At 61.4% G+C, this 12,151-nt stretch carries 12 protein-coding genes; 9 read left to right on the top strand and 3 right to left on the bottom strand.

Annotated features, from left to right (window positions below):
- Positions 1-190: 190 nt before the first annotated feature.
- Positions 191-775: a DUF1349 domain-containing protein gene (locus G9X67_RS02855; RefSeq protein ID WP_138331395.1), complete on the bottom strand. Its 585-nt coding sequence runs from the start codon at positions 773-775 to the stop codon at positions 191-193.
- A gap of 227 nt (positions 776-1,002) precedes the next feature.
- On the opposite strand from G9X67_RS02855, the gene G9X67_RS02850 reads away from it, so the two are divergent.
- The 6 genes from G9X67_RS02850 to G9X67_RS02825 all read left to right on the top strand — a co-directional run bounded on the left by G9X67_RS02850 (position 1,003) and on the right by G9X67_RS02825 (position 8,107).
- On the top strand, positions 1,003-2,529 hold the full coding sequence (locus G9X67_RS02850; RefSeq protein WP_138331396.1) for an ABC transporter substrate-binding protein: 1,527 nt from the start codon (positions 1,003-1,005) through the stop codon (positions 2,527-2,529).
- A gap of 80 nt (positions 2,530-2,609) precedes the next feature.
- On the top strand, positions 2,610-3,551 hold the full coding sequence (locus tag G9X67_RS02845) for an ABC transporter permease (protein WP_011655191.1): 942 nt from the start codon (positions 2,610-2,612) through the stop codon (positions 3,549-3,551).
- Positions 3,551-4,420, top strand: a complete 870-nt coding sequence (locus G9X67_RS02840) for an ABC transporter permease (RefSeq protein WP_138331397.1) — start codon at positions 3,551-3,553, stop codon at positions 4,418-4,420. Before G9X67_RS02845 ends, G9X67_RS02840 begins: the two co-directional genes overlap by 1 nt.
- Before the next feature lie 50 nt (positions 4,421-4,470).
- Positions 4,471-4,983, top strand: a complete 513-nt coding sequence (locus G9X67_RS02835; RefSeq protein WP_171598015.1) for a RidA family protein — start codon at positions 4,471-4,473, stop codon at positions 4,981-4,983.
- Positions 4,984-5,051: 68 nt separating this feature from the next.
- A complete protein-coding gene (locus G9X67_RS02830; protein ID WP_171598014.1) occupies positions 5,052-6,248 on the top strand; it encodes an aminotransferase class V-fold PLP-dependent enzyme in 1,197 nt (398 codons plus the stop codon).
- Between the two features lie 23 nt (positions 6,249-6,271).
- Positions 6,272-8,107: an ABC transporter ATP-binding protein gene (locus G9X67_RS02825; protein WP_171598013.1), complete on the top strand. Its 1,836-nt coding sequence runs from the start codon at positions 6,272-6,274 to the stop codon at positions 8,105-8,107.
- A 41-nt stretch (positions 8,108-8,148) separates the two neighbouring features.
- Here G9X67_RS02825 and G9X67_RS02820 read toward each other — a convergent pair whose 3' ends face one another.
- Positions 8,149-8,496 carry a DUF3088 domain-containing protein gene (locus tag G9X67_RS02820; RefSeq protein WP_062940297.1) on the bottom strand — a complete coding sequence of 116 codons (348 nt, stop codon included), beginning with the start codon at positions 8,494-8,496 and terminating at the stop codon, positions 8,149-8,151.
- 58 nt (positions 8,497-8,554) lie between these two features.
- Positions 8,555-9,769 carry a polyhydroxyalkanoate depolymerase gene (gene phaZ / locus G9X67_RS02815; protein WP_138389877.1) on the bottom strand — a complete coding sequence of 405 codons (1,215 nt, stop codon included), beginning with the start codon at positions 9,767-9,769 and terminating at the stop codon, positions 8,555-8,557.
- A gap of 123 nt (positions 9,770-9,892) precedes the next feature.
- Here phaZ and G9X67_RS02810 point away from each other — a divergent pair, with 123 nt between their 5' ends.
- The 3 genes from G9X67_RS02810 to G9X67_RS02800 all read left to right on the top strand — a co-directional run bounded on the left by G9X67_RS02810 (position 9,893) and on the right by G9X67_RS02800 (position 12,039).
- Positions 9,893-10,546 (top strand): glutathione S-transferase, encoded by a 654-nt coding sequence (locus tag G9X67_RS02810; protein WP_138331401.1) that lies wholly within the window; start codon positions 9,893-9,895, stop codon positions 10,544-10,546.
- 115 nt (positions 10,547-10,661) lie between these two features.
- Entirely contained in the window at positions 10,662-11,483 is an 822-nt protein-coding gene (locus G9X67_RS02805; RefSeq protein WP_138331402.1) for a bifunctional allantoicase/(S)-ureidoglycine aminohydrolase, read from the top strand.
- A 19-nt stretch (positions 11,484-11,502) separates the two neighbouring features.
- A complete protein-coding gene (locus G9X67_RS02800; RefSeq protein WP_171598012.1) occupies positions 11,503-12,039 on the top strand; it encodes a GNAT family N-acetyltransferase in 537 nt (178 codons plus the stop codon).
- Positions 12,040-12,151 lie beyond the last annotated feature (112 nt).

Genomic DNA, 12,151 nt, shown 5'->3' with positions numbered 1-12,151 from the left:
CCCATCGAGCGATGAGGCGTCATGGGGCGAAACTGCCCGGGGACTATCGAAGTCATGTAATGTGGAAGGCTCTTTGCCTAATCCGCAGGCTTGAGTAAAATACAGGCAGCTTATCTTTGTCAAGTGTGCTGCGCGGCACTCGCAGCGATTTGATCTTGTTCTTTCGGTAGAGCCGCCAAAGGTCGCTCTTCTAGCTCAAATCATGCAGATCGGTGGTAATCGCCGGGCCGATCGAGAATTCGGAAAAGCGGACCGTCAGTCCGCTGCGCTCCGGCGTGCAGGCCGTGGGTCCGACCTCGTAGTGATCGGCAGCCGGGAAGGGGGCGAGCCGCAGCAGCGGCCAGAAGCTGCCATCGCGCGAAGCCTGGATGCGCATCGCGCCGTTGGCGACGGTGACGCGGATGCGGAAATCTTCCAATTCCCTGAAGGGCTGAGCGACGGACCAGTCGGACTTGCCGTCGGTGACGACGGTGCTGAGGTAGGCTTCGCCGTCGGTGAACTCGACGCCTGTTTTCACCCAGCGTCTCTCGTCGATGCGCACCATCAGGCCGGCCTGGTCGTAGAGCGTGCGGAATTCGCCCCGGACGCGGATCTGTGCGGTGAAGCTGTCGGTGGTGGGAAAGGCGAGGAAGTGGCCGCTGTCACGGGTGAAGCCGTAATGGGTCTCCCGCCAGAAATCGGTCTTCTCATCGGTGGTCAGGGTGAGGCCGGTTTCGGTCGCCTGCCAGTGTGACGGCTCGTTCAGCCATTTGCCGTCGTTGAAATCGATGCTCATCCTGTTCTCCCGTTCCGTTGAAGCCTCACCGCAGTGCGATTGACTCACCTTGGCATAATGCGCGGTCTTGTTGCAGGCGGGGCGCAGCCAAAGATTGTGTGTTTTTCGGCGTCCCGGTATCCGCCGAGCGCATAATCCGTCGCTCCTGCTTGACAGGATCGATCCATCTCCTATTCTGTTACAAAAAGATGAATTACATAATTGTGGAACTAAACGGGAGCCTTCACATGAAAACACTGGTCGCATTCCTTCTCGGCACCGCGCTCGTCGCCCTGCCTTCGACGCTCCTTGCCCAGGAAAAGGGCGGCGTCATCAACGTCGCGACGATCGGCGAGCCGCCGACGCTCGATCCGATGTCGTCGACGGCCGATCTCGTCGGCATCGTCACGCAGCACATTTTCGAAACGCTCTACACCTTCGACAAGAGCTGGAACGTCACGCCGCTTCTCGCCGAAAGCCTGCCTGAGATCAGCGCCGACGGCAAAACCTATACGATCAAGCTCAGGACCGGCATCAAGTTCCACGACAATACCGACATGACCTCGGAAGATGTCGTTGCTTCGCTTGGCCGTTGGATGAAGATCGCCTCGCGCGGCAAGCAGGTGGCCGGCTTCATCGATAAGGTCACCGCCGCCGATCCGGCGACCGTGACGATCACGCTTAAGCAGCCCTATGCGCCGCTGACTTCGCTGCTCGCCTTCAACAATTCGGCTGCGATCATCATCCCGTCCGAAAAACAGGACGAGCCGATGAAAGACTTCATCGGCACCGGCCCCTATATGCTGAAGGAGCGCAAGGCCGACCAATACATCCAGCTCGTCCGCTTCGACGGCTACAAGTCACGTGAAGGCGACAGCAATGGCTATGGCGGCGCCCGCCACCAGTATCTCGATGAGATCCGCTTCGTGCCGGTGCCGGATCCGAACACCCGTGTCGAGGCCGCGGTTTCCGGCCAGTACGACTACGTCGACTCGATCCCGGTCGAATCCTACGACAAGCTGAAGGCCTCCACCGCCTCGCAGCCGATCATCCTGAAGCCCTTCGGCTATCCGGTGTTCGTCTTCAACACGAAGGAAGGTATTGCTGGGAATGTCGAGGTTCGCAAGGCGATCCGCCAGGCGCTCAGCATGGAAGACATGCTGGCGGCGGCTTTCGGCAGCAAGGATTTCTACGCGCTCGACGGCGCCATCTATCCCAAGACCTTTGCCTGGTCGACAGATGCTGGCGTCGAGGGCGCCTACAACGTCGCCGATCCGGAAGGGGCGGCGGCTGCCGCCAAGAAGGCCGGCTACAACGGCGAACCGATCCGTATCCTGACCAGCCGCCAGTATGAGTTCCACTACAAGATGGCGCAGGTCGCCGCCGAATATCTGAAGCTTGCCGGCTTCACCGTCGATATGCAGGTTGTGGACTGGGCGACGCTGACGCAGCGCCGCACCGATCCGAAGCTCTGGGATATCTACATCACCCATAGCCCCTTCCTGCCGGAGCCTGCCCTGATCGGCTCGCTCTCAACCAGCTCGCCGGGCTGGTGGGATACGCCGGCCCGCAAGGCCGCCGTCGATGCCTTCACCTCGGAAGTCGATCCGAAGAAGCGCGTGGCGCTCTGGGCCGATGTCCAGAAGGCGATCTATGTCGACGCCCCCTTCATGAAGATCGGTGACTTCAACGCCGTTTCGGCAGAGTCGACCAAGCTTGAAGGTGTCGATCCGGCTCCGTGGCCGTATTTCTGGAATGCTTCCATCAAGAAGTAGGCATCGCCACCGATACCGGCCATTCCTGGTCGGTATCGGTCTTCTTTTTTGCAGCATCTGCAAAGGTTTACCAGGCATTCATGATACGCTACATCCTCCAGCGCCTGTTCGGCATGATCGTCGTGATGTTTCTCGTCGTCACGATCGTCTTCGTCATCGTGCGCGTGACGCCGGGAGATCCCGCCGCAGTGATGCTCGGGCCGGATGCGACGCCGCAGGATATTGCCGATCTCAGATCCCGGCTCGGCCTCGATCAGTCGCTCGGCCTGCAATATGTCTATTATATCGGCCAGATGCTGAGAGGTGATCTAGGCCAGTCGATCTTCCTCAACATGCCTGTCACCTCGGCCTTGCTCGACCGGGCCGAGCCGACCTTCTTCCTGACTTTGTTTTCGCTCGCCATTGCCAGCATCATCGCCCTGCCGATCGGCATCTATGCCGCCTATCGGCGCGGCTCCTTCATTGACCAAGCGGCAACGACGCTCGCCATGTTTGCCGCCAGCATTCCGAGCTTCTGGCTCGGCCTGATCCTGATGCAGTTCTTCGCCGTCAGGCTCAACCTCTTCCCGGTCTCGGGTTATGGCGGTCCGGGCTCGACCTTTCTCGATCGGATGTATCATCTGACGCTGCCTGCCTTTGCGCTCGGCATCGTCTCCTCGGCGCTGATCCTGCGTTTCACCCGCGCGTCGATGCTCGATGTGCTTGGCGACGATTATATTCGCACGGCGCGCGCCAAGGGGCTGATCGAGCGCCGGGTCATTCTCAAGCACGCTCTGAAGAATGCGCTGATCCCGATCCTGACTGTGATCGGCCTGACGGCAGCGGTGCTGATTTCAGGCGCCGTCGTCACCGAGACCGTCTTCGGCCTGCCGGGTGTCGGCAATCTCGTCGTCTCCGCTGTTCTGCGCCGCGACTATCCCGTCATCCAGGGGGCGCTGCTCGTCATCGCCGCCCTCTACGTGCTGATCAATTTTGCGATCGACATGCTCTATCTGCTGATCGATCCGAGGGTGCGCTACTGATGGCCGATATCGCGATCAAATCCGCCGAAGGCGAGGGCAGCAAATTCGCCAGGCGCCTGCTTAAACGCAAGACGGTCGCCTTGGGCCTGCTGATCCTGACGATCTTCGTGCTTCTGGCGGTCTTCGCTCCTGTTGTCGCGCCCTATTCGCCGTCGAAGCTTTCCATCGTCAACCGGCTGAAACCGCCGAGCGGCACCTTTTTCTTTGGCACCGATGAGTTCGGCCGCGATGTTTTCTCACGTACGATCTTCGCCGGCCGCCTGTCGTTGCTCGTCGGTGTTGCGGTCGTGACTTTGTCAGCCGTGATCGGCGTGACGCTCGGCTTGCTTGCCGGCTTCTTCCAGAAGCTCGATACGCCGATCGCCCGATTGATCGATGCGATGATGGCCTTTCCGGATATTCTGCTGGCGATCGCGCTCGTTGCCGCCCTCGGCCCGTCGCTGACAACCGTCATCATCGCGCTGTCGATCGTCTATGCGCCACGCCTTGCCCGGATCGTGCGCGCATCGACGCTGGTCATTCGCGAATTGCCCTATGTCGAGGCGGCGAGGGCGCTTGGCATCTCAACCTTCCATATCATGACGCGGCATGTGCTGCGCAATCTGCTGTCGCCGATCCTGGTGCAGGCGACGTTCCTTTTCGCCAGCGCCATGCTCGCCGAAGCCGGCCTGTCTTTCCTCGGCCTCGGCGTCAGCCCCGAAATCCCGACCTGGGGAACGATGATCGCCGCCGGCCGGCAGTATATCGGCCAGGCCGACTGGATGACGCTGTTTCCGGGTGTCGCCATCATCCTCTCCGTACTGTCGCTACAGATGGTCGGTGATGGCCTCAGGGACATGCTCGATCCAAGACTGCGCAAGGATCTTTAATCCGCCGACCAAGCGTCGGCCCAATCGAAATTCGCCAAATCGAAAATTGCATGACAGGAGTTTGCGTGAATCAGTTTCCCACCGCCGCCGGCAAGGTCGAGAACTCGCCTTACGAACGGCTTGCCGCCCTCGGCATTGCGCTTCCGCCGCCGCCGCCGCCGATTGCCAATTTCGTCACGCACGTGATCGAAGGCAATATGCTCTATCTGTCCGGCCAGGGCCCGCGTGAGGCCGACGGCTTCATGCATGCCGGCAAGGTCGGCGGTGGGGTCAGTGTCGAGGAGGCCTACGGCCATGCGCGGCTGACCGGCATCAACCTGCTTGCCGTGATGCAGGATGCGCTCGGTGATCTCGCCCGCGTCAAGCGGGTGGTCAAGCTGCTCGGCATGGTCAATGCCGTGCCTGAGTTCGAAGATCATCCGAGCGTCATCAACGGTTGCTCGGATCTGCTAATAGAAGTCTTCGGGCCGGCCGGCGAACATGCCCGCTCGGCCGTTGGCTTCGGCTCGCTGCCCGGCAACATCACCGTCGAGATCGAGGCGATCGTCGCCTTGAATGGCTGACGGAAGCTCGACACACTTGATCGATCGCCCCATGTTTCGTTTTTCGACCCAGACTCCTGGAGATCTCCATGTCCACTGATATCCGCCCGTCGCTTGGCCTTCGCCCTGTCATCAACGTATCGGGCACGATGACCAGCCTCGGCGCCTCGATCGTCGTTCCCGAAGCGATCAGCGCGATGGCATCGATCCTGCCGCACTTCGCCGAGATCAACGACCTGCAGCGCAAGGCAAGCGCCGTCATCGCCCGGCTGACCGGTGGCGAGGCGGGCTTCGTCACCGCCTCCTGCTCGGCCGGCATTTCGCTGGCCGTCGCCGGCGCGATCACCGGCAATAACCTGCTGGCGATCGAGAAGCTGCCGGATGTGGTGTCGGAGAAGAACGAAGTGCTGGTGCAGATGGGCCATGTGGTGAGCTACGGTGCCCCGGTCGACCAGGCGATCCGGCTTGCCGGCGGCAAGGTCGTGCTTGTGGGGCAGGCGACCTCGACGCATCGCTTCCACATGGAAAACGCCATCACCGACAAGACCGCCGCTGCCGTCTATGTCGTCTCCCACCATGTCGTCGATTACGGCCTCTTGAACCTCAAAGAATTCGTCGAGATCGCCCATGCCAAGGGCGTGCCCGTCATCGTCGATGCGGCTTCGGAATATGACCTGCGCATCTTCGTGGAGCAGGGAGCCGATATCGCGCTCTACTCCGGCCACAAATTCCTCGGCGGCCCGACCTCGGGCATCGTTGCCGGCAGGAAGGAGCTGGTGCGCCATGCATTCCTGCAGAATATGGGCATCGGCCGCGGCATGAAGGTCGGCAAGGAGAGCATCTTCGGCGTCATGGCGGCACTCGAAGCCTGGGAAAGCCGCGACCACGCCGGCATCCGGGAACGCGAGACCGGCTATCTCAACCTGTGGAAGCGCACGCTCGACGGCCGCCCTGGCCTCACCGCGCTGATCGAGCCCGATCCGACCAACAATCCGCTCGATCGGCTGCGCCTGATCGTCGATCCCGAGCAGGCGCATATCACCGCCTGGGATCTGGCCGATGCGCTTGCCAAGGGCATCCCGCCGATCATCGTGCGCGATCATGAGGTGGAGCACCGCTATTTCTACCTCGACCCATGCAACCTGCACCCGGGTGAGGAGACGATCGTCGCGGAGCGCCTGGCGCAGGAACTCGACAAGGCGCGTGCCTCCAACGAGATCATCGCCACACCCCTGGAAAACCGCAGCAAGCACCGCTTCGACGGCGTGCTGCGCTGGCCGGATTGATATCTGCCGCGAGAGGAACCGCCATGGCCAGCGCCCAAACCCAACCGATCCAGACGACGACCGACGTTCTTTCCGTCGAAAGGCTGACGACCTCCTTCCTGGTGGACGGCGTCTGGAAACCGGTCGTGCGCGATGTTTCCTTTACGGTGGCGCCAGCGGAGACGGTGGCGATCGTCGGCGAATCCGGCTCGGGCAAGAGCGTCACCTCGCTCTCGATCATGCGGCTGCTGCAGGCGGATACGAGCCGTGTCGAGGGCCGGGTCATGCTCGGCGGACGCGACCTCCTGGCCTTGCCGGAAAATGCCATGCGGCAGGTGCGCGGCAACAAGGTGGCGATGATCTTCCAGGAGCCGATGACATCGCTCAATCCGCTTTTCACCATCGGCGACCAGATTTCCGAGGCGCTGCTCTGCCATTCCGATATGAGCAGGGCCGATGCCAAAGCCGAGACGATAAGGCTGCTGGAAAAGGTCCGCATCCCCTCGGCCGCCTCGCGCTTCGGCGAATATCCGCATCGCTTCTCCGGCGGCATGCGCCAGCGGGTGATGATCGCCATGGCGCTCGCCAGCCGGCCGAAACTGTTGATCGCCGACGAGCCGACGACGGCGCTCGACGTCACCATCCAGGGTCAGATCCTCGATCTCATCAAGATGCTGCAGGACGAAGAGGGAACCTCCGTCCTTTTCATCACCCATGACATGGGTGTCGTTGCCGAAATCGCCGACCGGACGGTGGTGATGTATCGCGGCGAACAGGTGGAAAGCGGCGCCACCGCCGATATTTTTCACCGCGGCAAACATCCCTATACGAGAGCACTACTATCAGCCGTGCCGGTGCTCGGCTCGATGCAGGGCAGGCAAAGGCCGCTGCGCTTCCCCGTGGTCAATACCGCAACGGGTGAATCGGACATTCCCGCTGAGGTCGCCGACACGGTGGCAGCGACGCCGGTGCTGCAGGTGAAGAACCTCACCAAGCGCTTCGACATTCATTCCGGCCTGTTCGGTCGGCTGACCAGCCGGGTGCATGCCGTCGAAAACGTCTCCTTCGATCTTCATGCCGGCGAGACGCTGTCGCTCGTCGGCGAATCCGGCTGCGGCAAATCGACGACCGGCCGCGCCATCATGCGGCTGATCGAGCCGCAGGCCGGTTCCGTTCTCGTCGAGGGCAGGGAGGTGCTCGGCCTCGACAGGAAGGATCTGCGCGAGATGCGCAAATCCGTGCAGATGATCTTCCAGGATCCCTTTGCTAGCCTCAATCCGCGCATGACGGTTGGTGCTGCGATCGCCGAACCCTATCTCGAACACAAGATGGGCAATTCAAAGCAGGCAAAAGACGTCGTCGCCGATCTGCTGGTGAAGGTCGGTCTGTCGGCGGATATGGCCGCGCGTTACCCGCATGAGTTTTCCGGCGGCCAGCGCCAGCGCATCTGCATCGCCCGCGCGCTCGCCTTGCAGCCGAAGGTCATCGTCGCCGATGAAAGCGTCTCGGCGCTCGACGTCTCGATCAAGGCGCAAGTCATCAACCTGATGCTCGACCTGCAACAGAGCCTCAACCTTGCCTTCCTGTTCATCTCGCACGACATGGCGGTGGTCGAGCGTGTCAGCCACCGTGTGGCGGTGATGTATCTCGGCGAGATCGTCGAGATCGGCCCGCGATCCGCAGTCTTCGAAAATCCGCAGCATCCCTATACGAAGAAACTCATCGCGGCAGTGCCCGTGCCCGATCCGGACCGTCGCCATGAAAAGCGGATGGTGGCGAATGACGAGATCAAGAGCCCGATGCGCCCGGTCGACTATCAAACGCCGAGCGCCTCTTACCGGGAGGTCGGGCCGGGGCATCTGGTGATGGCCGAGCGGTAGTCGAAGGCCGGATAGCCGGATCGGCCTAACGAGCAGAAGTTTCAAGGGTGAGGATTTGGGAATCCATGCCTTTCCGACAGGGCGGCCAGGATATTGTCCTTTTCGGAGATAAAGGCCCGCCCGCGGTACACGCCGGTTTGGTGGACGGACGTTGCTCCGTCTGCAAGCAAAAGTAGGGGCAGTGACTGATTTTCCTCTCCAACCAGTTCGATGACCGGCAATCTTGGGCGAGGCCATGCAATTCGCTCGATATCAAGTCCTTGCGCGAGGTCCGGAAAGGATGCCAGCACGCCTTCCATGAGCGCGCAATGCCAGCAGTAAAAACGTTGTCCTGGGTAGGCGGGATCTTCGAAGCCCGGGCGAAGTATAAAGAGCCTATCCCTGTTCATCGCACATTTCCCTTTCACATTGACGTGGCACGCCGATCGCTTCCGGATCTGACGGGCACTATTCCATCGCCAGGATCATGTTGCGCACGACGGGGTAGATTTCCCCCTCCCAGCGGCGGCCGCTGAAGACGCCGTAATGCCCGACATTGGCCTGAAGATGATGGCGCTTCAGATGCGGGCGCAACGCACGACAGAGATCGTGCGCGGCCGAGGTCTGGCCGAGCGCGCAGATGTCGTCGCGCCCGCCCTCGACGGTCAAAAGCGCCGTGTTGCGGATCTGGCCCGGGTCGACCTTGCGGCCATGGTGGGTGAGGTCGCCGGTCGCGAGTTCCGCCTTCTGGAAGACGCGTTCGATGGTTTCGATGTAGAATTCTTCGGTGAGGTCGAGCACGGCGAAATATTCGTCGTAGAACTTCTTGATCTTGCCGGCTTCGGCCGTCTCGCCCTTCGCCAAATGGTCGTAGAGCCTGCGATGGGCGTCCTGGTGGCGCTGCATGTTCATCGACATGAAAGCGACGAGCTGGAGGAAGCCGGGATAGACCCGCCGTCCCGCACCCCGATAACGCCAGGGAACGCCTGTGATCAGCGAATTCTCAAACCAGGCGAGCGATTTCGACACGGCAAGCTCGTTGACCTTCGTCGGGCTCTCGCGCGGATCGATCGGCCCGGCCATCAGCGTCATGGTGCGTGGGGTGGCGGGATGCCGCTCTTCCGACATCACGGCAACGGCGGCCAGCGCCTGCACGCAGGGTTGGCAGACGGCGAGGATATGAGCGCCCGGACCGATCTCCTCCAGGAAATGCATGATATAATCGACATAGTCGTCCATGCCGAAGCGTCCGGCCGACAGCGGCACGTCGCGGGCATTGGCCCAGTCGGTGATATAGACGTCATGATCGCGCAGCAGGGTCTGCACGGTGCCGCGCAGGAGTGTGGCGAAATGGCCGGACAGCGGTGCGACGACCAGCACCCGCGGCCGCTTTGCATCGGTGTCCGTTGCAAAACGAAGGAGCGTGCCGAAGGGCATGCCGAGCACGGTCTCGACGGTGACGGGCACCACGCGATTGCCGATCATGACTGAGTCTATGGCGAAATCCGGACGTTGGTGGGTGATCTCGAAGCGTGAGATCATCTCCAGCGCGGCGGCGAAGTGCCGTCCCATTTCGCTGCCGGATCCCCAGAGCGCTGTCGCGGAGAAGATCTGCAAGCGCCGCGCCAGATCGCGGAGCGGCGCGATAAGATCATCCTGGAACTGATAGGCCTGGTAGAGCATGGCCGAAATCTCCCGCACTGCCGCATCGATGCGGCGGTGCAAAAAATGCTAGTGGAATATGTCCTACCATGCGAGAAGATTATCGAGGAAGAAGCAACATTGTCCGACAAGGATACGAGCCCGATGTCGCAAGCTGCACTGACGATTTCCTCGAAGAACTACTCCTCATGGTCTCTGCGCGGCTGGCTGCTGTGCCGGATGGCGGGGCTGAACTTCGCCGAAGTCCTTGTGGAACTGGATGACGAGGCGCGCCAGGAACTGCTTCTGCTTTCACCGTCGGTTCTGGTGCCGAGGCTGACCCATAACGACGTGACGGTGTGGGACACGCTGGCGATTGCCGAATATCTCCATGAGGTCGTGCCGGATGCCGGGCTTTGGCCCACTGAGCGCGCAGCGCGCGCCCGCTGCCGGTCGGTCTCGGGCGAGATGCATTCGGGTTTCCATAACCTGCGCTCGGCATTGCCGATGAACCTCAAGGCGCGGCATGCGAGCTTCAAGATATTTTCGGGCGCGCGGCCCGATGTCGAGCGTGTCAGGGCGATCTGGACCGAATGCCTCGACGCGAGCGGCGGGCCGTGGCTGTTCGGGACCGCGCCGACCGTGGCCGATGCGATGTATGCGCCGGTCTGCACCCGCTTCCGCACCTATGCGGTGGAGCTCGAACCGCAGCTCGAAGCCTATGTGGAAACGGTGCTGTCCTGGCCGCTGATGGGCGAATGGACCGAAGGGGCGATGGCCGAGCCCGACGAGATCGTCGAGTTGGAAGTCGAGTTCTGAAGGGAACGCGGCCGGGCGGCTCCGCATCGACTTTCAGGAGCCGAATTAAGAGTTGCCTGGAGGATGAGCGGCGCATAAATCAGATGCAGTGCCACATGCCGCGAAATCTGGACCGATGAACAACAACGACTATTATTCCAAACTCGGCGGACTGCCGCCGCAGACCGAGCTGCTTTCCAGCAAGGCCGTCTTCACCACGGCCTACGCGGTCATCCCGCGCAGCGTCATGACCGACATCGTCACCAGCGTGCTTCCGCATTGGACGGGGACACGGGCATGGGTTCTCTCCCGGCCACTCTCCGGCTTCTCCGAGACGTTCTCGCAATATGTGATGGAGGTCCAGCCGGGTGGTGGAAGCGACCGGCCGGAGCCCGACAAGCGGGCCGAAGCGGTCCTGTTCGTCGTCGACGGCGAGGTGACGGTGGAACTCGATGGCGTCAGCCACGCGCTTCGCACCGGCTCCTTCGCTTATCTTCCGGCGGGTTCGGTCTGGCGCCTGAAAAACGGCGGCTCGACTGCGGCAAAATTCCACTGGATTCGAAAGGCCTTTCAGGAGGTCGAGGGGCTGGAACCGCCGCCGGCGATCTTCACGCATGAGGACCAGCACCCCATCTCGGCAATGCCCGATACCGATGGGCGCTGGGGGACGACCCGGTTCATCGATCCCGCCGATGTCCGCTACGACATGCACGTGAATATCGTGACGCTGGAGCCGGGTGCGACGATCCCCTTCATGGAAACCCATGTCATGGAGCATGGTCTCTACGTGTTGGAGGGCAAGGCGGTCTATCGGCTGAACCAGGATTGGGTCGAGGTCGAGGCCGGCGACTTCATGTGGTTGCGCTCCTTCTGCCCGCAGGCATGTTACGCCGGCGGCCCGGGCCGGTTCCGCTACCTGCTCTACAAGGACGTCAACCGTCACATGACGCTCTGGTAGGATCTATCGCAGAGGCACGATGAAGCTCGAAAGCGAACGGCTGATTTTGAGACCCTGGCGACCGCAAGATCGCAAGCCCTTCGCTGCGATCAATGCCGAGCCCGACGTTGTCAGATATCTCAATCCTCTGACTGACGAACAGTCGAATGCGATGCTCGACCGTATCGACCGGCACTTCGAGGATCATGGCTGGGGGTTCTGGGCGCTGGAAGCGAAGGCAAGCGGCGCGTTGATCGGCATGTGCGGCCTCAACAACGTTTCGCCGGCTTTGCCGTTTGCGCCGGCAGTCGAAATCGGTTGGCGGCTTTCAGCGTCTCGGCATCACGGCGCCGGCTATGCGCGCGAGGCCGCGGAACGGTCTCTCGACTTTGCATTCGACGAGCTGAAGCTTGACCGCATCGTCAGCTTCACGGTACCCGCAAACAGCAATTCCTGGGGTTTGATGAGACGACTGGGGATGAACCGGATCGGTGAGTTCGATCATCCCAATCTGGCCGAAGGCCATCCGTTGCGCCATCACGTGCTCTATGAACTGCGATCATCAAACGGTATTTGAAAGGCGGATCTCAGGGAGGTCCCAGCCGATTTCCTCAAACAACCAAGAGTGTGCGCATTCGTTTTGCCAATCTGTGATTGTGAAAGTGGCGTAATCTATCTTATGGAACTGA

This window comes from Rhizobium sp. WYCCWR 11152 (genome assembly GCF_013087615.1).
GTDB classification, from domain to species: Bacteria; Pseudomonadota; Alphaproteobacteria; order Rhizobiales; family Rhizobiaceae; genus Rhizobium; species Rhizobium indicum.
This window is presented reverse-complemented; position numbering and strand designations above follow the sequence as displayed.

What these genes read in the sequence shown, in the direction of transcription:
- G9X67_RS02810 (WP_138331401.1), top strand. Translation starts at nt 9,893, where the DNA reads ATGTCGCAAGCTGCACTGACGATTTCCTCGAAGAACTACTCCTCATGG.
- G9X67_RS02850 (WP_138331396.1), top strand. Translation starts at nt 1,003, where the DNA reads ATGAAAACACTGGTCGCATTCCTTCTCGGCACCGCGCTCGTCGCCCTG.
- G9X67_RS02855 (WP_138331395.1), bottom strand. Translation starts at nt 775, where the DNA reads ATGAGCATCGATTTCAACGACGGCAAATGGCTGAACGAGCCGTCACAC.
- G9X67_RS02805 (WP_138331402.1), top strand. Translation starts at nt 10,662, where the DNA reads ATGAACAACAACGACTATTATTCCAAACTCGGCGGACTGCCGCCGCAG.
- G9X67_RS02835 (WP_171598015.1), top strand. Translation starts at nt 4,471, where the DNA reads ATGACAGGAGTTTGCGTGAATCAGTTTCCCACCGCCGCCGGCAAGGTC.
- G9X67_RS02830 (WP_171598014.1), top strand. Translation starts at nt 5,052, where the DNA reads ATGTCCACTGATATCCGCCCGTCGCTTGGCCTTCGCCCTGTCATCAAC.
- G9X67_RS02840 (WP_138331397.1), top strand. Translation starts at nt 3,551, where the DNA reads ATGGCCGATATCGCGATCAAATCCGCCGAAGGCGAGGGCAGCAAATTC.
- G9X67_RS02820 (WP_062940297.1), bottom strand. Translation starts at nt 8,496, where the DNA reads ATGAACAGGGATAGGCTCTTTATACTTCGCCCGGGCTTCGAAGATCCC.
- G9X67_RS02845 (WP_011655191.1), top strand. Translation starts at nt 2,610, where the DNA reads ATGATACGCTACATCCTCCAGCGCCTGTTCGGCATGATCGTCGTGATG.
- G9X67_RS02800 (WP_171598012.1), top strand. Translation starts at nt 11,503, where the DNA reads ATGAAGCTCGAAAGCGAACGGCTGATTTTGAGACCCTGGCGACCGCAA.
- phaZ (WP_138389877.1), bottom strand. Translation starts at nt 9,769, where the DNA reads ATGCTCTACCAGGCCTATCAGTTCCAGGATGATCTTATCGCGCCGCTC.
- G9X67_RS02825 (WP_171598013.1), top strand. Translation starts at nt 6,272, where the DNA reads ATGGCCAGCGCCCAAACCCAACCGATCCAGACGACGACCGACGTTCTT.